This window comes from Sinorhizobium sp. NFACC03, from assembly GCF_900103435.1.
Lineage (GTDB): Bacteria > Pseudomonadota > Alphaproteobacteria > Rhizobiales > Rhizobiaceae > Ensifer.
The window spans coordinates 105,075-124,708 of record NZ_FMXF01000022.1 but is presented as its reverse complement, the minus strand read 5'-3'; the positions used below and the strand labels follow the sequence as shown (position 1 = coordinate 124,708).

Below are 19,634 nucleotides of genomic sequence, written 5' to 3'. Positions count from 1 at the left end.
AAACGCCGAAGGACCACCGGCCCAGGTTCACCAGGATCGATGATCAGACCTTTGATCCATTCGATTGGGACCTCTGCTTTCTTTTAGGAACAAGGTACGCGCCCAAGCTTTGGCAGCCCGTCCTTCGAGGTCATGCCGTCACTGGCGACATCGTCGCGCCCATCCGCAAGCTCGGCGAGGCAAAACGGAAAGCGACCCGCCAGGATGCTGCTGAGGTCGCCGAAGCACTCGTCAATATCCGAACCTATTTTATGCCGAAGCGGGCAAAGCAGAAGTTCTGAGAAAAATCGCTGTTGCCGTTCCGTCAACGCCCAAAGCAGTGGGCTGTTCGTCGCGCTCACGATCATTCTTCATGGATCCGGAGAAAGGGTCACACAGCGGCCGCTGGCCTTCTACGACGCCGTCGCCAGAGCTATGGCACAGGAGAATCGCCCATGAGCGCCGCTCTCGATGCTGTGCCGTCGATGATCGACCGCATTCGTCATGACCTTGTTGGCTTGAAGATGCCACGTTCTCTTGAGGCACTCGATCATATTGTCCGCCGCCTGGAGCAGGGCGAGCTCTCGGCACTGGAAGCAATTGATATCCTGCTTTCCGAAGAGCTGACCCTGCGCGAGAACAGCCGCATAAAAACGGCACTGCGAATGGGCCGCCTGGCAACCATCAAAACGCTCGCCGGCTTTGATTTCTCCTTCCAGCCCTCCCTCGATCGAGATCGGATCTTCACGCTTGCGCAACTGGGGTTCATCGACCGGCATGAAGCCGTGCATTTCCTCGGGCCACCGGGAACCGGCAAAAGCCATCTCGCCGTGGCGCTCGGCGTCGAAGCCGTCAAACCTGGCAAGAGCGTCTACTTCTGCACGCTGGCCGATCTCATTGCAGCGCTGTCCAGGGCCGAGCGCGAGGGACGGCTGCAAGAACGCATCCGCTTCTTCTGCAGGCCAAGTCTGCTGATCGTCGATGAGATCGGGTATCTCCCGGTCATCGCCGGTGGCGGCAATTTGTTCTTCCAGCTCGTCAACGCCCGCTACGAGAGAGGTGCAATGATCCTGACGTCCAATCGCGGCTTTGCAGAATGGGGCGATGTCTTTGGAGACGCGGTCGTCGCTACCGCGCTGCTCGACAGGCTTCTGCATCACGCCGTTGTCGTTCAGATCGAAGGATCAAGTTACAGGTTGCGCCAACATGCCGAACTGATGCCTGAACACGTCCGTTCGAAAGCTTTGATTACGCCACCCTCCTTCGCGCCGCCGCCACGTCCACGCGGTCGGCCGCCGAAAAATACCCAATTCTCCATGCCGTCGACGTCGGCATAATTGGGGAATTTTACTTCGGCACTTTTGGGGAGATTTCAGTCGGACGAGAATGTGGTGAACGTCGTCAAGGCGACCGGCCGCAAGCAACTGATCATCGCCGGCCTGTGGACCGAGGTCTGCGTCGCAATGCCTGTCATCCAGGCCGCCGGCGAAGGCTGGGACGTCACCGTGATCACCGACGCGTCGGGCGGGATTTCGAAGGAGTCTCACGAAGTTGCCATCCAACGCATGGCCGCGGCCGGCGCGAACGTGATGACCGTGATGGCGCTCGCTGGCGAATGGCAACGCGATTGGGCGCGCACCGAGCATGTCGAGGAGCTGACCGAGATTCTCATCCAGCACTTCGGCGGGTATCTTTGGGAGCAGCAGCTTCTCAACACCCCGGCGCCGAGCGAAGGCTGACCCGGGCCGGCATGGCGAGCATTCCGGTGAGGGTCGGAATCGATCCGTTTTCCGGCCCTCGCCAACCTCACTTCACAGGGACGCCATGTGATGTCAGCGATGAATGCTATGGCGCAGATTCTGGCTCCGGCCGGTCCGGCAGCCGGTGAAGCCTGCCGCAACAGATCCGTTCATGTGCGGCGACTGCGTATGATTCCACCCGCCGCCTTTTGAACAACTCGCGGAGACTCCGGACGCTGACTTACGACGTTCGTACCTTGCCGAGGCCGAATGATTTCCGCAGACTGCCATCGACCGCGTTTGCTGGCATGAACCTGCGCAGGCGGCTTCGAAGGGTGGCTTGCCCGCCAACCGGCTGCCGCATTTTGTATGGGCCGTTGATCACCGCCAGAATTTTTTCAGCTACCACCTGCGGGGAAGGCGCTGACTTGATTTGAGCCTGGACAGCCGTGATGGTCGCTTTCGTCTGACCCTCATAAACTCCCAACGGCGCCTGCGTATGCGCAGCATTGACGTCGAGCTTGGTGTTCGTGAACGTCGGTTCAAGCAAGACCACACGCACATTGAAACCTCGAATTTCATGGTCGAGGGATTCGGATAACCCCTCAAGGGCATGCTTGCTGCTGGCGTAGATGCCCATGAACGGCGCAGGCAAGAAACCCAAGACAGAGCTTATATTGATGATAAGCCCGCTTCGTGCTGTCCGCATGGACGGCAAAGCGGCCCGAATCATGCGAAGAGGACCGAAGACGTTTGTGTCGAAAACGGACGCCGCTTCGGGGATCGATGTATTTTCGACTGGACCCACCAGGGAAACACCGGCGTTGTTGATCAGAATGTCGATCTTACCTGCCTCGGTCAGAACCCATTCCACAAAGCTGGCAACAGAAGACTCATCTGTCACGTCTACGGTCCCGAACTTTACTCCGGGGATCGGATTGGCGCGTCCTGGGTCACGTGCGCCACCAAATACTCGATAACCATTCTGCGCGAGGAGACGGGCCGAGGCCTCGCCGATGCCCGAGGATGCCCCGGTTATTACGACTACTTTCTGTTCGGGCACAACTGCCTCCTATGTTCTATTTTGTCCGACTAGTACCGTTACTGCGCCGCGTGCGGCTCTGCGCATCCCCCCACCCGACAAGCGCGTCGTCGGCTGTTGGCCTGAGGTTCGCGCGCAAACTATCAGGGGGAAAAGAAGCCCCGCCATCCGAAGCTGGCGAAGAAAGGCCGCCGAACTCCTGGGTCCCGGGTCCGGGTCGAGGCGACGCCGGACGAAGATTAGAGATCCTTGATGCTGGATCGTCGGCGTTCTCCTTCGCACCACTTTGGGAGAGGGCAACACACAATTTGAACATGTGGTCACTCCGCGGCGTTCGCGAGCTGCAATTGCGGAGCCTTCTTCTCTGCATGCTCATGCGTCTGCTGCTCCGTCGGCTTGATCCGGAACCAGGCCGCATAAAGCGCCGGTAGGAACAGCAGGATCATCACCGTGCCGACGGCCGTACCGCCAATGAGCGTATAGGCCATCGATCCCCAGAAGACCGAATGAGTGAGCGGGATGAAGGCGAGAACCGCTGCCAGCGCCGTCAGGATGACGGGCCTCGTCCTCTGCACGGTCGCTTCGATGACCGCGTGATAGTCGTCCAAGCCGGTTGCCTGGTTTTCCTTGATCTGCTCGGTCAGGATGAGGGTGTTTCGCATAAGAATGCCCGCCAGCCCGATCAGCCCGAGAATGGCGTTGAAGCCGAAGGGCTGGTTGAAGAGGAGCAATGTCGGCACCACGCCGGCAAGACCGAGCGGCGCCGTCAGCATGACCATGGTCATCGTCGACAGGCTGCGAACCTGGAGGACAATAACGATCAGCATCGCCGCAATCATCACCGGGAAGATCTGAACAAGCGCGACGTTTGCCTTGAGCGATTCCTCGATATTGCCACCCATTTCGATGCGATATCCGACCGGCAGCGAGGCGATCAGGGGCTGCAGGGCCTTCATCACCTCCTGGGAGACTTCCGGCGGCTGCGTCGCCTCATTGATATCCGACCGGATGGTGATGACCGGCGTGCGGTCACGGCGCTTCATGAGCGGTTCCTCGAAGCGGATTTCAGAGTGGCCGATCTGATCGAGCGGAATCGGCCGGCCATCCCTGCTGATCAGCGAGAAGTCCGCCAGTCTCGAGGGATCGAGCCGGTTTTCGCCAGCGCTGCGGGCAACCACCGGGACATTGCGGATGTTCTCGCGGACCTGCGTGATGGGAGCCCCGGTCAGCAGGAGCTGCATCTGCTGCGCGGCTTCAGCGGGGGAAAGTCCGATGAGATTGAGGCGTTCCTGGTCCGGAATGAACCGGAGCACAGGTGTTCGGTTGCCCCAGTCGCGGTTTGCCTGACGAACGTCCGGCACGGTTTTCATGATGGCAAGCGCTTCCTCCGAGATCTGATAGAGCTTCTGGGGATCGGGCCCCATGATCCGGAACTCAACCGGAAACGGGGTATAGGGTCCAAACACGAGCTGTGTGACGCGCACGGATGCTTCCGGAGCGAGGCCTTCGGCGATGGCGGTGCGCATGCGATGCTTGAGCGCTTCGCGCCCCTCGGCATCGGGGGTGAGCGCCACGATCTTGGCAAATGCCGGATCCGGCAGTTCAGGCGCCATGGCAAAGAAGAAGCGCGGCGCGCCCTGGCCGATATAGCTCGTAACGATCTTCGACTCGGGTTGCTCCTGCAGCCAACGCTCCAGTTTTGCGACCGTGGCGGTGGTCGTTTCGATGCTTGTCCCTTCGGGCAGTCGAACCTCGACCAGGACTTCGGGACGGTCCGACGTCGGGAAGAACTGCTGCTTCACCGCGCCCATGCCCACAACGGAAACACCCATGGCGACGAGGACGACGGCGCATGTCATGAACTTGTGACGCACCGCAAACTCGATGACTGCGCGCAGGCGCTGATAGTTCGGTGTGCCGTAAATGGCCGCGTGACCACCGCCGACCGGCTTGATGTTGGGGAGCATCTTCACACCGAGATAGGGCGTAAAAATCACCGCGACAATCCAGGATACGATCAGAGCAAAGCCGACCACCCAGAAGATATTGCCGGCATACTCACCGGCCGTGGATCTGGCAAAGCCGACCGGCATCAGGCCGATGATTGTCACGAGCGTACCCGACAGCATGGGGGCCGCCGTATGGCTCCAGGCATAGGCCGCCGCCTTGATACGGTCCATGCCTTCTTCCATTTTCACGACCATCACTTCGATGGCGATGATGGCATCATCGACAAGGAGCCCGAGCGCCAGGATCAACGCACCGAGCGTGATGCGGTCGAAAAAGCGGCCCGTCTCCAACATAATCAGAAAGACGACGGCCAGTGTTAGTGGCACGGCCAAGGCAACAACGATGCCGACCCGCCAGCCAAGGCTGACGAGGCTGACGAACAGGACGACACCAAGTGCCATGGCGAATTTCAGCATGAACTCGCCGACGGCTTCTTGAATGTTGACCGCCTGATCGCTGACCTTCGCCAATGTCATGCCGAGTGGGAGGGTCTGGGCAATCGCCGCTGATCTTTCCTCGAGCGCCTTGCCAAGCTCCAGGCCGTTCCAGCCCGACTGCATGACGACGCCGAGCATGATGGCAGGCTCGCGCTCATGGCGGATGCTGTACGTCGCAGGATCCTCGTAGCCACGGCGAATGTGAGCGAAGTCGGAAAGCTTCAGCGTGCGGCCGCCCGCGACAATCGGGGTATCGGCGATCGCTTGTATGTTGTTGTAGGCGCCATCGAAACGGATGAAGACCTGCGGCCCTCGCGTGTCGATAGAGCCGGCTGGCGTGACCCTGTTCTGATTTTGAAGGGCGGCTGCGATGTCCTGCGCCGAGATGCCGAGCGTGGCGAGCTTGGCGAACGAGAATTCGACGAAAATCTGCTCGGGCCGTTCCCCCAAAATGTTGATCTTCTTGACGCCTGGCACGTGCAGGAGATCCTGCCGGATACCTTCCGCCTGGCGCACGAGGTCCCGCATCGGCATGCCTTGGGCTTTCAACGCATAAAGGGCAAAGCTTACGTCCGAATATTCATCGTTGACGAAGGGCCCGAACACACCCGCCGGCAGGTTTCTCGCCTCATCGCCGAGTTTCTTGCGGGCCTGATAAAACTCCTCTTCAACAGCACTCGCCGGCGTGCTGTCCTTGAGGGTGACCGTCAAAAATGCGTAACCGGGGCGGGTTGTCGTTTCCACCCGATCATACCAGGTGAGTTCCTGAATACGCTTTTCAAGCGGTTCAGCGACGAGGTCTTGCATCTCACGGGCGGTCGCGCCCGGCCAGACGGCCGTGACGGTCATCGTCTTGATCGTGAACGATGGATCTTCCGCGCGTCCCAGCTTGACGAAGGCGTAGACGCCCGCTGCAGCCAGCAAGACGATGAAGAACAGGGTGACCGCCCGCTCACGAACGGCGAGCGCGGAAAGATTGAAGTTCATCAGTTCGCCGCCTCTGCTTTTTCGACGCTGGTGCGGATGGTCGCACCGTCGGTCAGAAGATGCGCGCCGAGCGCGATTACCGCCTCACCGGCATTCAGGTTCGTCACGACCGCGTTTTCTTCACCCAGCCGTTCAACCTTAACTTCGCGAAAGTGCACGCTCGACGCTTGCGCATCGACCACCCAGACGCCAGTCCGGGTGCCATCGTCCAGGACGGCGCCGACTGGCACCTCGGCATGAAGCTGAGCGTGCTTGTTCGGTATTCTGATCGTCACCGTTGCACCCAACGGCGCGGTCGCGGCTGCTCCCTGCAATACCCAGCGCGTTTCGTAGGTGCGGGTTTGAGGATCCGCAGCAGCAGACATCTGCCGCAGGACCGCCGCTTCTTCCGCGTCGCGGCCATAAACGGTGGCGCGGGCAAAGGCGCCGATCTCAGGCCTGATATTTTCCGGCATCCAGACCAGCGCTTCACGCGCCCCCGCCTTGGCAAGCCTGACGACCGGCTGACCGGCTGATACGACCTGGCCGGGTTCGCCCAGTGTCTCGACGATGGTGCCGTCGGCGTCTGCCACAAGGAGCGTGTATGTCGCCTCGTTTTCGGCAACTTTCGCTTCAGCTTCTGCCGCGGCAAGCTGCGCTGTCGCGGTATCGAGAGCAGTCTTGGACTGTTCGTACCTCTGCGGAGACGCCGCCAGGCCATTCTTGACGAGCTCCGCGTAGCGCCTCTCGTCGGCCTGCGCTTGAATAAAGGTTGCTTTGGCGGCCGCAACCGCGTTGCGTTTGGCGGCGACGGCCAGACGAAGATCCGTTTCATCGATCCGCATCAGCGGTTGCCCGGCCCGCACTTCGTTTCCGAGCTCCACCAGCCGTTCAACGATTTTTCCCGGAACGCGGAAGCCGAGATCGCTCTGCACACGTGCGGCTATGGTTCCGGTAAAGCTACGTGCCACGGCGTCCGGCATTCGCGCTTTAATGACGCTGACAAAGGGGACAGAGGTCCGAGGATCCGCAGCTATCGCTACCTTCTCATTAGGCCAGAAGACAAAAGCTGCGGTCGCAACCCCCGCTCCGACGAGGACAGCCGCCGAGGAGAGAATAAACTTCGTTTTCATGTGGTGACCCTTCTTGACGGTCGACGCGTTCGGAATAGATTGCATTCTAACTCTAAAGCATATATAGATGTCAAATGAAATCTAAAAGGAGATTATCATGAGAGTCAGTCGAGCTCAGGCCGAAGCCAACCGGGAGGCCGTGATCAATGCTGCCAGCAGGCTCTTTCGTGAGCACGGCTTTGACGGCATCGGTCTAAAGGATCTGATGAAGGGCGCTGGTCTAACCCAGGGCGGCTTCTACAAGCAGTTTGAGTCCAAAGAGGATTTGGCCGCGCTTGCGTCAAGACGGGCCATGGAAAGCGCGACGCGCAGATGGTCATCCGTCGCAGCCTCGAGCTCCGATCCACTTCGAGCCGTCATCGATCTCTATCTTTCGGCCGGTCATCGCGGCGAAACCGCGGACGGATGCCCGCTCGTGGCGCTCGGGGCGGACGCGGCTCGCCAGAGTCCGGAGGTGCGGACACCCTTCCAGGATGGCATAAAGGCCCACCTCCAGGTGTTGGAGGAATTGATGCCGGAGCAAGGTGTACCCAATCCGGACGAAAAAGCCATGGTTGTCCTGTCGCTTCTGGTCGGCGCCGTCACGCTCTCCCGGATCGTGACCGACAAGGATATGTCAAACCGCTTGCTCGAAGCGGCCGCGAACGAGGTCAAGCGCCTCGCCCCGCTCAACAACGATTAGGACGACGCCTGTCCTGATCCCGCAATGCCATGCAGTACATCTTGGAGTCGTCATGCGTCGTATCGTCGTCACAGGCATGGGAGCGATTAGCCCGCTCGGTGCCAATGTAACCACTTCCTGGAGCCGGCTTCTGGCCGGCAAGTCGGGCATTCGCCGTCTACCGGACGACATCGTCGGCGATCTTCCTCCCAAGGTGGGCGGCGTCGTTCCTTCGATGAATGAAGATGCCGAGGGGGGATTTAACCCCGATACCGTCCTTCCGCCAAAGGATCAGCGCAAGATCGATCGCTTCATTCTGTTCGCGCTCGCAGCAGCGGAAGAGGCGCTCGCGCAAGCGCGCTGGAAGCCCACCTCGGAAGAAGACCGCCTGAGGACCGCAACGATCATCGCGTCGGGGATCGGTGGCTTTCCGGCCATAACCGACGCGGTCAGGACCGTCGACCAAAAGGGGCCGCGGCGCCTGTCGCCGTTCACTATCCCCTCGTTCCTTGTCAATCTGGCAGCGGGTCAGGTGTCGATCCGACATGGGTTCAAAGGTCCGCTCGGGGCGCCGGTGACGGCATGCGCGGCAGGTGTACAAGCCATCGGCGACGCCGCGCGGCTCATCCGTGGAAACGAGGCCGATATCGCGATCTGCGGTGGCACCGAAGCCTGCATGAACGCTGTAAGCCTTGGCGGCTTTGCCGCAGCGCGTTCGCTGTCCGCTGGGTTTAACGACACACCTGAGCTGGCGTCACGACCATTCGACATGTTGCGTGACGGCTTCGTCATGGGCGAAGGCGCTGGTGTGTTGGTGATCGAATCCTTGAGCCATGCGCTTGCGCGCGGCGCCCAGCCATTGGCCGAACTGGTCGGGTACGGCACCACGGCCGACGCCCACCACATTACCTCGGGTCCTGAGGACGGGTCAGGCGCGGCAAGGGCGATGCAGATTGCGATCAGACAGGCAGGCATCGCCCCGCAAGAGATCCAGCACCTGAACGCACACGCGACTTCGACCCCTGTTGGAGACCGTGGGGAAATTGAGGCGATCAAGGCGGTGTTCGGGAAAGGGTCCGGTCTCGCGGTGAGCGGCACGAAGTCCGCGACCGGCCACCTTCTCGGTGCGGCCGGCGGGCTGGAGGCCATCTTTACGATCCTGGCACTTAGAGACCAGATTGCGCCACCGACGTTGAACCTAAACGCGCCCGATCCGGCAAGCGACGGTATAGACATCGTCGCGCACAAGGCCCGTTCGGTCCCAATGACGTACGCGATCACCAATGGGTTCGGTTTTGGAGGTGTGAACGCAAGCGCGCTGTTCAAGCGCTGGTCCGCAATACGGGCGTGAGCATCAACCGAAAAGTCGCAACTGGCTACTCGACGCAACCCTTGATGCCACTCTTAAGGACCGGATGCGGGGTCGATTGACACAACCGACCTTAGGATGCGGTGCAGGTGCCTTCTCCTATCGCCCAAGTCGCCTAGCGACTTTCCCGGAACTTGAGCCTATGCAGGAGATTACGATGCTGAAACGCTTTTTGGCAAAATGGCGACTCTGGGAGCAAGCGCTCGACGGGATAGATGACCTGCACGGGGATCATCTCGTGAACCTGGAGAAGCGCGTGCTCATCCTTGAAAAGGAAATGACATTGTTGAAGGAAACGCCCTCCCCGGAATCTCCGATTGAGCGCCTCTTGTCTCTCGACAAGCTGAACGCTGAAGGTGGAAGGGGCTCTGTGGGCATTACTGCACTAATACCTGCTAAGGGAAACTGACTTGTTTGGATTGAATTGGTTAGCGCGGATTGACCTGAATCGTTCAAAGGGGCGGTCAATTTCGTTCCAGAGGTAGTCGCCGATGAGCGCGACATAAACCAATGGCGGCGGTGCGACCTGGGACAAAAGCCCGCCGCCCTACCTCCTCTGCGTTCCGGCCGCAAGCGGTGCGGGGTCGATCGCGTCACGGCCGACGCCGAGCCATCGAGACGGGGCGTCTACCCCTGTTAATCCCTGTCAGCTTGCCGGATTGCGCGCGGTGACGATCCACGCCGCGCCGTCGATCATCACCGACCGCTCACCGGGGCAGCCCGCGAAGACGGCACGAACCGCAGCCGAGGCGCGGGCGCGGATATCGTCGGGCTGATCAGCGAGAGAGCGCGCCAGCGGGCCGACCTCGAGTGTCATCTTCACCGCGTCGTCGAGCGCCGCGTCCCGCGTCTCCCCCTTGCCGAACGGGATGGAGGCATCGAATGGCGTGATAGCGACATCGGTGAAGCCAGCCACCGTTAGAATACGCGCCACCCGCCCCTGGTCGCCAAACGAGAACGGGCCGGGCGCGTCGGGACCGGGCGGCGTCATCGGCGGGAGGATGCCCTTCATCGCGCCCATCGGCAAGCGCACCCAATCGTTCTCGGCCATGCCGCGCCAGCAGACGAAAGCGACCCGCGCGCCCGGCTTGAGCGCACGGCGCATATGAGTGAAGGCCGCCGTAGGATCGTCAAAGAACATCACTCCGAAACGCGAGAACAGGATGTCGAACGCGCCCTGGGGCAATTCGGTGCTGCTGGCGTCGGCCACCTGGAACAGGGCCGGCGTATCCTGCGGCGCTAGCGCGCGCGCTCTGCCGATCAGCGGTTCGGATATGTCCACGCCTAGCACATGGCCCCCCGCGCCGACGCGGGCGGCCAGGTCCAGACTAGACGCCCCCGCGCCGCAGCCGACGTCCAGCACGCGTTCGCCCGTGGCGGGCGCGGCGGCTTCGATCGCGGCCTGGCCGAACACCGCCATCATGGCATCGAGCCGGGCCTGGTAAGTGACCCAGCGCTCCCCGCTTTGGCCTTTCCAGTCGGCTACCTGATAAACACTTTTCTCTGTCATGCCATATCCTTTGTTCTGATCCGTTCTTAACCAGGCTATCCGCCCGCGTGGTCGTTCCCACCGTGTGCGGCGACGAACATGGCGACGGCGGACCGGCAATAGGATTCGATTTCGTTGTCGTCCTCTGCTCTCGCCTGATCGAAGCGTGCGATAATCAAGAGATCGGATCCTTTGATAAGCGCGGCAAACAAGCGGGCGGACCGGAGAGGATCGGGCACGTTCAGAACCGCCTTCGCGTGCAACTGACGCAACAGGGCCTCGATTTGGGCGATGACATAGGCGGGGCCGGCTTCGTAATGGAGCTTGCTTAACGACTTTTGATTCGTCTTGTCGGCCATGATCATGGCTTCGACACTGCGGACGTCCGGGCTCAACAGCGTGCGAAGCAGGGATGTGCCCACCGCCATGAGCTGATGTTCGGCCGAACCGTCGACGCCTTCAATAAGAGACTGGGGTGCAAACTGATGGCAGTGGGCCGCGATGGCCGCACTGAACAGCGCCTCCTTGTTCTCGAAGTGCCGATAGATGCTGAGCTTGGATATCCTCGCTCGCTGGGCGACCTTGTCCAATGTCGTCGCTTGAAAACCCAATTCCACAAAGAGTTCGCACGCGGCGTCGACTATCGTTTGGCCAAGCGCCTCGTTGGCGGGCCGGCCGCGCCGGCCCTGGCTGTTTTCGGTCACGACAATTCCAGTACTTGACAGTATCCTAATTCTTGAATTACGATACCATATAGTTTCTAAAATGTGCAAGCCATTGGGTAGGTTTCAACCATGTCCTCCAAATCCGGGCCGCCCGGCGATATCGAATGCGGCACCGTCCGGTCGATCAACACAGTGATGGGCGACTTTCTCGCCAATGCCGAAGCCCGGCTCGCTGCCCGTTTCGAGCGCGTATCGCTGGACGATATTGCGCACCAGGCCCAACCCAACCACCTCCAACCACAACACGGAGCCCATCACCATGGATGACGTCGTCATCATCGGCGGCAGCTTTGCCGGTCTCGCCGCCGCACTGCAGCTCGGCCGCGCCCGCCGCAAGGTCACCGTTCTCGATACCGGCCTGCCACGCAACCGCTTCGCCAGCCACTCGCATGGCCTGCTCGCTCACGATCACAAGCCACCGCTGGACATCCTAGCCGAGGCGCGACAGCAGCTAGCGCGTTATCCCACGATCAGGCTGGTCAATGCCCGGGCCGACAGCATCTCCGGCGCCATCGACGATTTCTCCGTCCTCACTGGCGATGGCGAAAGCCTTGGGGCCCGCCGCCTGATCCTGAGCTATGGCGTCGCCGACCAGATGCCTGATGTTCCGGGCTTTGCCGAAGGCTGGGGCACGTCCATCGTGCCCTGCCCCTATTGCGACGGCTTTGAAGTCGCCGGCCAGCATTGGGGCCTGGTCTGGTCCGGCCCGCAGTCGCACAATCAGGTCAGGCTGTTCCACGATTGGACCGACAGGTTGACGCTCTTCGCCGATGGTCACGACATTCCGCCCGATATCCGGGCCGATCTGGCGCATCGCAACATACCTGTCGTCGAGGGCCGGATCACCGAGATCGCCCGTCACGGGGGCCATAGCGCCACCGTCAAGCTCGATACCGGCCCCGATGTCGCGGTCGACATCCTGTTCGCGCATCCGCGCAACAAGCCGTCCGCAAGCCTGCATGAATCACTGGGTCTCGCCACGGTCGATACGCCCCTCGGCATCGCCCTCAAGGTCGACGAGCGCCGCGAAACCAGCATGCCCGGCATCTACGCCGCCGGCGACCTCGCCAACCCCCTCATGCCCTCGGTCACCACGGCATCATCGCACGGCGCGATGGCGGGCATCTTCGCCCAGCAGTCGATGCTGGTTTGAGAGCACAAATTCCCTTCTCCGGTTGCCGCCGGCTATCATATTCAGATGGTTGCGGGCAGCGGACGGACCGGGCGCTCTACCTCGCTAAGACCTCCGGCCGCAATCGTGTGGTGACGGAGGCACCTGCCGAGCGAGCCGCCTAGCCCAGCAACCTTCGTGCACTTAAGCGGAATTATGTAGCAAGCGCCACCAGCCGGTGATCGTGCGCGGTGGCCGTGACGCTCGGGGAATTCCGGCCCAAAGCCTCCGTTTGCGGGAAGTGCAAATTTGGTGACTGCATTCCTTGACCAATCTCATCTCATCCAATATACATAAATGAGTAACAACTCACTCACTTTCAGCTAGCGGAAATATGGCGCGTCCCCTCAGTGAAGAAAAGCGACAGGCACTGCTCAATGCAGCGGCGGACTTTGTCGCCAGCCTGGGCACTGGCGCGTCCACGGCTAAGATCGCAAAGGCTGCTGGCGTTTCTGAGGGGACGTTGTTCACTTACTTTCCAACGAAGGACGATCTGCTCAACCAACTCTTTCTCGAGATCGAGGCCGACCTCACGAATACGATGCTGGCGCCATATCCCGCGGGCGCCTCCACTAAAGACCGGCTACTCGCGGTTTGGAACCGTCTGATCGACTGGGGACTGGCTCACGGCACGGCGCGCAAGGCCCTTCGCCAGTTGAAGGTGTCGGATCGCGTGACAGCGGAAAGCCGGGGCCGGTGCCACGCCATGCAGTTGGATGCGCGTGCGATGGTTGAAGAGTGTCTTGCCGGCCATGCCGCGCCTGACAGAATAGCCTTCTACATTGATACCATTCTCTTCGACTTGGCTGACATCAGCATCAACGCGATCACCGCCAAACCCGAGGAAATTGATGCCATCCGACAGGCCGGGTTTGACCTGTTCTGGAACGGGTCTGCAGCCTAAGTTTTAACTGATAAATGAGTATGTAGTCACTCATATACAAGGGATAAAAATGTCGATTAGCAAGGGTTTCACCGAAGCCGATGTTCCGGATCAGTCCGGCAAGACCTTCATCGTTACGGGCGCCAATGCCGGCGTCGGTTTCGAGATTGCGCGCGTCCTCGCCACCCGACGCGCACGTGTGTTGCTTGGCTGCCGCGATCAGGCAAAGGGAGAAGACGCGATCGCCGGGATCCGAAAGATCACGCCCGCCAGCGAACTAGCATGGCTGCCGCTCGATCTCAGCGATCTTGAGTCCGTGCGAGCGGCAGTCGAAATCGCTGGAAAAGAGCCGCGCCTCGATGGGCTGATCAACAATGCGGGCGTGATGAACCCCCCGCTTATGCGGACGAAGCAGGGGTTCGAACTGCAATTCGGCGTCAACCATCTCGGTGTCTTCGCGCTTACCAGTCTGCTGTTGCCCAAGCTCGCCGAGACGCCGGGTGCGCGCGTGGTCGTGACCTCGAGCGTCGCGCATCTGAAGGCCAAGATCGAATGGGATGATCTGAACGCCGACAAGAGCTACCAAAAGAATGGTCGCTACGGCGCCAGTAAGCTGGCGAACGCGCTGTTCTTCTTCGAACTCGATCGTCGACTGCGCGCGGCGAAGTCACCCGTCACGGCGATCGGCGTCCACCCTGGCATCGCCGCAACGAGCCTTGGTCGTCACATGGGGCTTGCCCAGCTCGCAGGCCCGATCGTCGGTCTGGTGCTCAACAGCGCTGACAAGGGCGCGTGGCCGGCGCTTCTGGCTGCAACCGGCAACGCGGCACCTGGGGGGTATTACGGTCCCACCGGCTTTGGCGGAATCCGCGGTGTAGCCGGCAAAGCAAGGCGCGCGCCGCATGCCGAAGATCCAACACTTGCGAAGCGGCTGTGGGAGGTCTCGGTGGCGATGACAGGGATCGATCCCGGCCTCCCGGCCGCGTGATTTCACTCATTGGGCGGCATTGCGCCGCACCTACCTAATACCGCACTTAAGTCCCTGTCGGCGGGGATGATGTTGCTTCGAAGCAGCATCGATCACGCCAGTTTCAATGTGGCTCGCCAATCCTAGAAATGGCAGTAGCTTGGCGACTATATGAGCAACCTCAACGCGGTTACTACGCAGCTCTTGCCGTATGTGAGGGCGTAGCGTTGGTTTCCCGCAAAACAACGACAAGGGAGAACGAAGCCTGAACGCCCTTACGCTACTCGCTGTTTTCCAGCCAGGTTGAGCGGTTTCCGGCCGGTCGCCCTCGCGGCACGATCCCAAAGGAAATCGCCGGAGAAGGCGACGTGCTCCCATCCGACTGGTGAGGTGTGGGTCAGGAGATCGTATTCTGTGGACGGAATCGAAGCCGTTCAATGTATCAAGCGTGGTTATCCACAGAACGGCCGTTTCGGAGACAGAAAAATGGGAGCAATTCTCGGCTATGCTCGGGTTTCTACCGGCGACCAGGACGTCGCCGGTCAGACCCTGCGGCTTGAGCAGGCCGGCGCGATCGAGGTCTTCACCGACGTTAAATCCGGCAAGAGCATGGACCGACCGGGCCTGGCTGAACTGTTGAACTATGCCCGTGCCGGCGACACGCTCGCCGTCGTGAGGCTCGACCGGCTCGGACGTTCATTGGCGGAACTGTTGGAAACGGTGAAGGTGCTTCGCGAGCGGGAGATCGAGCTTCTTAGCCTTGAGGAGAAAATCGACACCTCCTCGGCCGCCGGCGAGCTAATCTTTCATGTGTTCGGCGCCATCGCCCATTTTGAGCGCCGGTTGATCTCGGAGCGGACGAAGGATGGCATCACCGCCGCTCGGGCTAAGGGAAAGAAGCCGGGTCGCCAGCCGCTTGATATGAAGAAAGTTGAAGCCGCCATAAAGCTGATCGAGGCGAAAACGACTCCGGCGGAAGCTGCCAAGCAACTTGGCCTTGGCCGTTCCACGCTTTATCGAGAAATGCGCCGGTTAGGCATCAGCCGTCCTGCGTAGTGCAACTTCGCTTTTCGACTTAAAACCGTCGTTTGCGATGAACTCGATGGATGTCTCGATTTGAGCAAAGCGGAAATATGCTGTTTTCAGAAGCCTTCTGTGTCCGCCACTGCGCCGCCCTTGACGATCCCGCGGAAGCTCTTGATCGACGCCCAGGCCTCGATCAGCGTGCCATCGACAGAGAAGTGGTCCGTTGACAGCAGCCGCTTTACTTTGGGCTGCGAAAGGATCGCACCGAGGAACTTCGCGGCGATGTCGCCTTCCAGCAACCGGTCGCGGTTCTTCGAAAACACCGAATGGTCCCAAGCTGGATCGTCAATGCCAATGCCGACGAACCAGCGGAACAGAAGGTCGTATTCCAGCCGCTCCATCAAAAGCCGCTCCGAGCGGATCGAATAGAAGGCTTGCAAAAGCATGGCGCGCAGAAGCTTCTCAGGCGCAATCGATGGCCGCCCGATCGGCGAATAGAGCGCTGCAAACTCCCGTTCCAAGAAAACCAGAGCGTCGTTCACGATCTGCCGGATTGCCCGCAGCGGATGATCACGACGAACGCGATCCTCCAGATCGACATAGCTGAAGAGTTCACCCGTCCTCACATCGCCGCCGCGCATCCACTAACTCCGAACCCCTACGAAGCCAATGAATCACGTCCAAACGCCCAGCGCCAGAGCCCTTTTTCAACGGCCTGCTAGAGGCACCTCGATCGCCGGTCAGCGATCGAGAGCAAAATGAAAGCTAGGGCGGTGACAAAGGGCCACCATTGGACCTCAGTCCGATGCCCGCGCCCCAAAAGTCTGACGTTCTTAATGATCGCAAACCGTCGCAAACGCCAAACCCTATTGCGCAATGCGACAGCGCCGCGCAGGCGAGCGTACGTGCGCAGCTTTAATGCACGGATGAGCGCTAAGAAAGCTGAACCCGTCTTTTTTGCCGATCTTGCTACCTCCCGTCAGCTACACCACGTCCCGGGCTCTGCTCCAGTATCGATCCGTTCGCGCTTGGTCATGGACCCCACTAGGTTGCTCCACCCAGGAAATGCGCGTGACCGCGTAAAGATGCACCGAATCAGGACTTTAGGCGAGACTCGCAAAACGAGCAGCCGACGAGGGCCGAGTTATTGAAAAATGATTCGTTTCGACGCGGAACGATTCGCCGCTGATTCGCTTGAATCGTTTGAGTCGCGTCAGGAGCATCAGGGTCATGGTAAGTCCAAGAGCGAATTGGAAAGGCTATATCAAGTTCGGCGAAGTCTCTTGTCCGGTCGCGCTTTATACGGCTGCATCGTCGTCGGAGCGCATCGCCTTCAACACGCTCAACCGCGCAACGGGTAACCGGGTCAAACGGGAATTCATCGACACCGAGACCGGCGACCCAGTCGAACGCGAGGACCAGGTCAAGGGATACGAGGTCGAGAACGGCCAGTACGTCGTGCTTGAGGCCGACGAGGTCGCCGCCGCCATCCCCGAGAGCGACAAGACGCTGAGGATCGAGGCCTTCATTCCCTGCTCGCAAATCGACACCACCTATTTCGACAAGCCCTATTACCTGGCGCCCGACAAGATGGGCAAAGATGCCTTCCTGCTGCTGCGGGACGGCATGAAAAAACAAGGGGTCGCGGCGATCGCCCGTGCGGTACTTTTCCGACGGATGCGCACCGTTCTTATTCGCGCTCACGGCAAGGGCCTCGTCGCCTCGACACTCAACTTCGACTACGAGGTTCGCTCGTCGGAGAAAGCATTCGACGACATGCCGGACCTGAAGATCGAAGGGGAAATGCTTGAGCTCGCCGAGCACATCATCGGTACCAAGAAGGGCAGCTTTGACGCCAGCAGCTTTGACGACCGCTATGAGGCCGCTATCGCAGAGCTGGTGAAAGCCAAGATCGAGGGCCGTTCGTTGCCGAAGAAGAAGGTGCCCGTCGCATCCAAACCCAGCGACCTCTTGCAGGCGTTGCGCGAGAGCGCCGGCGCGGACGCCAAGGACACGAAGGCGAAGCGGACCGCCGCTAATGCCAACCGGGGCGCTAGCCGCCAGAAAGCCGCCAAGCCCGCTGCGAAATCAAAGCAAGCCGCGACACCTGCCCGGCGCGCCGGCTGATCGGAGGTCACCGCCATGGCCCTGCGTCCCTATTGGATAGGCTACCTGAAGCTTTCGCTGGTCACCTGCCCGGTGCAGATGATGCCGGCCACCTCGGAGAGCGAAAAGGTCCGCTTCCACACGCTCAATCGCGAAACCAAGAACCGTGTCGTCAGCCACTATGTGGACTCGGTGACCGGAAAAGAGGTCAAGGAAGAGGACGAGGTCAAGGGCTACCAGCGTGGGGAAGATGAATACGTTATTCTCGAAGACGAGGAGCTCGAGAACGTGGCGCTCGAGAGCACCAAGACGATCGACATTTCTACCTTCACGCCGCGCGACAGCATCGAGTGGATCTGGCTCGACACGCCCTACTATCTCTCCCCGAACGACCCGGTCGGGCAGGAAGCGTTCTCCGTTATCCGCGACGCGATGGAAGCCCAGAACATGGTCGGCATATCCCGCCTGGTGATCTCGCGCCGCGAGCGCGCCGTCATGCTCGAACCACGGGGCAAGGGTATCGTTTTATGGACGCTCCGCTACGGTGACGAAGTTCGCGATGAAGACAGCTATTTCGAGGCGATCGGCGACGAAAAGGCGGACTCGGAGATGATGCCGCTGGTGCTGCAACTGATCAAAAAGCAGACGAAGGACTGGAGTCCTGGCATGGTGGCGGACCCGGTCCAGGAGCGTCTGCTCGATATCATCGCCGCCAAGAAAAAGACCCTGAAGAAACCTGCCAAAGCCAAGGGCAAACTCGCCGCGTCGGCTCCGCCGAACAACGTCGTCAATATCATGGATGCCTTGAAGAAGTCGGTCGCGGCCGAAAAGCGGGCCGGCAAATGAGCCGTCGCGCCAAACCTCTGCTTCAGAACGATTCGGTCGCCAAGTCCAGGCAGGCCCGGCCGCGCGATCCCGCTCAACCCAATCTTCCGTTCGACCCGATGCCGGCACGGATCGAGCCGTGCCTGGCGCTCCGGAAGTCCGTTCCACCCAAAGGGTCGGATTGGGCATTTGAGGTGAAGTGGGACGGGTATCGTCTGGCGATCCACATCGAACCGAACGGCGTGCGGATCCTCACCCGCGGCGGCCACGATTGGACGCACCGATTTCCGGCAATTGACGAGGCGGCGAGGAAGCTCGGTATTGGGACCGCCATCCTGGATGGCGAGGCCGTGGTGCTGGATGAAGAGGGACGTTCTGATTTCGGGGCGCTACAGCGATCGCTGGGTGGACGCGGCGGCAAGCGTTCGTCGACGGAATCGGTGTTTTTCGCGTTCGACCTGCTCTATTTCGATGGCCACAATCTGACGCGAACCGAGCTCTCCGTCCGCCGGCACCTGCTGGAGGACTTTCTCGATGGCGCCACCGGCGCGATCCAGCTGTCGGAGGAAGTCTATGGTGATGGTGCAGCACTTCTGGCGAATGCCTGCTCGCTCGGGCTCGAAGGCATCATCGCCAAGCACCGGGATCGGCCGTATCGCTCCGGTCGCGCCGGCGACTGGCTGAAGATCAAATGCGTCCAGAGCGAAAGCTTCATGATCGTTGGCTACGAACAGTCCACATCTACCCGCAGCGGGCTCGGCAGCCTGCTTCTCGCCGGCCGCAAGCGACATAACTGGGTCTATGTCGGCTCGGTCGGAACGGGGTTCAACGCCAAGGACGCCGAGTATCTGCGCAGCACGCTGGACAAGCTGAGAACCAGACAGCCGGCTGTGCCGCTGAAGGGCAAGAACATCGTTTTCGCCCAGCCGACCTTGATCGCGGAGATCGAGTTTCGCGGCTGGACCCACGACGGCAATTTACGCCATGCCTCCTACAAAGGACTGCGCGAGGTCCAGGACAATGCCGCGGTGTTTGACATGAGCGAGGAGCCGGACGACTAAAACAGACAGGGCGCTCGACCCTTTGCGGGGAGCGCCCTGCCGGAC

17 protein-coding genes and 3 pseudogenes are annotated in these 19,634 nt (G+C 60.6%); 14 read left to right on the top strand and 6 right to left on the bottom strand.

All coding sequences use genetic code 11. The annotated features are described in order from the left end of the window. The 3 genes and pseudogenes from BLU35_RS24525 to BLU35_RS24515 all read left to right on the top strand — a co-directional run. Nucleotides 1-281 (top strand): annotated as a pseudogene (locus BLU35_RS24525) (UPF0149 family protein); the annotation flags it as partial. Between the two features lie 153 nt (nt 282-434). Further along, on the top strand, nt 435-1,316 hold the full coding sequence (istB, locus tag BLU35_RS24520; protein WP_093234864.1) for an IS21-like element helper ATPase IstB: 882 nt from the start codon (nt 435-437) through the stop codon (nt 1,314-1,316). A 42-nt stretch (nt 1,317-1,358) separates the two neighbouring features. Then, nucleotides 1,359-1,718: pseudogene (locus BLU35_RS24515) on the top strand (isochorismatase family protein); the annotation flags it as partial. A 241-nt stretch (nt 1,719-1,959) separates the two neighbouring features. On the opposite strand, the gene BLU35_RS24510 reads toward BLU35_RS24515, so the two are convergent. The 3 genes from BLU35_RS24510 to BLU35_RS24500 form a co-directional block, all read right to left on the bottom strand. After that, entirely contained in the window at nt 1,960-2,781 is an 822-nt protein-coding gene (locus BLU35_RS24510; protein ID WP_093234863.1) for an oxidoreductase, read from the bottom strand. A 299-nt stretch (nt 2,782-3,080) separates the two neighbouring features. Continuing rightward, entirely contained in the window at nt 3,081-6,194 is a 3,114-nt protein-coding gene (locus tag BLU35_RS24505) for an efflux RND transporter permease subunit (RefSeq protein ID WP_093234862.1), read from the bottom strand. Beyond that, the gene (locus BLU35_RS24500; RefSeq protein WP_093234861.1) at nt 6,194-7,306 is read right to left on the bottom strand and encodes an efflux RND transporter periplasmic adaptor subunit; all 1,113 of its coding nucleotides are present in this window, start codon (nt 7,304-7,306) and stop codon (nt 6,194-6,196) included. The genes BLU35_RS24505 and BLU35_RS24500 overlap by 1 nt, the downstream gene beginning before the upstream one ends. Nucleotides 7,307-7,403: 97 nt before the next feature. Here BLU35_RS24500 and BLU35_RS24495 point away from each other — a divergent pair, with 97 nt between their 5' ends. From BLU35_RS24495 to BLU35_RS24485, 3 genes are all read left to right on the top strand, one after another. Further along, nucleotides 7,404-7,988, top strand: coding sequence for a TetR family transcriptional regulator (locus tag BLU35_RS24495; protein WP_093234860.1), 585 nt, complete (start codon nt 7,404-7,406; stop codon nt 7,986-7,988). A 52-nt stretch (nt 7,989-8,040) separates the two neighbouring features. Further along, nucleotides 8,041-9,318, top strand: a complete 1,278-nt coding sequence (gene fabF / locus BLU35_RS24490; protein WP_093234859.1) for a beta-ketoacyl-ACP synthase II — start codon at nt 8,041-8,043, stop codon at nt 9,316-9,318. Nucleotides 9,319-9,493: 175 nt separating this feature from the next. After that, nucleotides 9,494-9,745, top strand: a complete 252-nt coding sequence (locus tag BLU35_RS24485) for a hypothetical protein (RefSeq protein ID WP_143032982.1) — start codon at nt 9,494-9,496, stop codon at nt 9,743-9,745. 237 nt (nt 9,746-9,982) lie between these two features. On the opposite strand, the gene BLU35_RS24480 is transcribed toward BLU35_RS24485, so the two are convergent. After that, entirely contained in the window at nt 9,983-10,846 is an 864-nt protein-coding gene (locus tag BLU35_RS24480) for a class I SAM-dependent methyltransferase (RefSeq protein WP_093234857.1), read from the bottom strand. A gap of 35 nt (nt 10,847-10,881) precedes the next feature. Beyond that, on the bottom strand, nt 10,882-11,529 hold the full coding sequence (locus tag BLU35_RS24475; protein ID WP_093234856.1) for a TetR/AcrR family transcriptional regulator: 648 nt from the start codon (nt 11,527-11,529) through the stop codon (nt 10,882-10,884). Between the two features lie 90 nt (nt 11,530-11,619). Between BLU35_RS24475 and BLU35_RS35745 the strand changes: the two genes are divergently transcribed. From BLU35_RS35745 to BLU35_RS24450, 5 genes are all read left to right on the top strand, one after another. Then, nucleotides 11,620-11,817 (top strand): hypothetical protein, encoded by a 198-nt coding sequence (locus BLU35_RS35745; protein ID WP_158539459.1) that lies wholly within the window; start codon nt 11,620-11,622, stop codon nt 11,815-11,817. Then, nucleotides 11,810-12,703, top strand: a complete 894-nt coding sequence (locus BLU35_RS24465; RefSeq protein WP_093234854.1) for an NAD(P)/FAD-dependent oxidoreductase — start codon at nt 11,810-11,812, stop codon at nt 12,701-12,703. The genes BLU35_RS35745 and BLU35_RS24465 overlap by 8 nt, the downstream gene beginning before the upstream one ends. A gap of 352 nt (nt 12,704-13,055) precedes the next feature. Then, nucleotides 13,056-13,625: a TetR/AcrR family transcriptional regulator gene (locus BLU35_RS24460; RefSeq protein WP_093234853.1), complete on the top strand. Its 570-nt coding sequence runs from the start codon at nt 13,056-13,058 to the stop codon at nt 13,623-13,625. 49 nt (nt 13,626-13,674) lie between these two features. Beyond that, complete coding sequence (locus BLU35_RS24455) at nt 13,675-14,592, top strand: oxidoreductase (protein ID WP_093234852.1); 918 nt, start codon at nt 13,675-13,677, stop codon at nt 14,590-14,592. Between the two features lie 393 nt (nt 14,593-14,985). Beyond that, the gene (locus BLU35_RS24450) at nt 14,986-15,627 is read left to right on the top strand and encodes a recombinase family protein (RefSeq protein ID WP_502688173.1); all 642 of its coding nucleotides are present in this window, start codon (nt 14,986-14,988) and stop codon (nt 15,625-15,627) included. Between the two features lie 131 nt (nt 15,628-15,758). Here the strand turns inward: BLU35_RS24450 and BLU35_RS24445 are convergent. Beyond that, nucleotides 15,759-16,238: pseudogene (locus BLU35_RS24445) on the bottom strand (transposase); the annotation flags it as partial. Between the two features lie 589 nt (nt 16,239-16,827). On the opposite strand from BLU35_RS24445, the gene ku (BLU35_RS24440) reads away from it, so the two are divergent. The 3 genes from ku (BLU35_RS24440) to ligD are packed head-to-tail and all read left to right on the top strand — an operon-like array spanning nt 16,828 to nt 19,589. Further along, complete coding sequence (ku, locus tag BLU35_RS24440) at nt 16,828-17,724, top strand: non-homologous end joining protein Ku (protein ID WP_093234850.1); 897 nt, start codon at nt 16,828-16,830, stop codon at nt 17,722-17,724. Nucleotides 17,725-17,739: 15 nt separating this feature from the next. Continuing rightward, complete coding sequence (gene ku / locus BLU35_RS24435) at nt 17,740-18,549, top strand: non-homologous end joining protein Ku (protein ID WP_093234849.1); 810 nt, start codon at nt 17,740-17,742, stop codon at nt 18,547-18,549. Beyond that, nucleotides 18,546-19,589, top strand: a complete 1,044-nt coding sequence (gene ligD, locus BLU35_RS24430; protein WP_093234848.1) for a non-homologous end-joining DNA ligase — start codon at nt 18,546-18,548, stop codon at nt 19,587-19,589. Before ku (BLU35_RS24435) ends, ligD begins: the two co-directional genes overlap by 4 nt. Nucleotides 19,590-19,634: the final 45 nt, after the last annotated feature.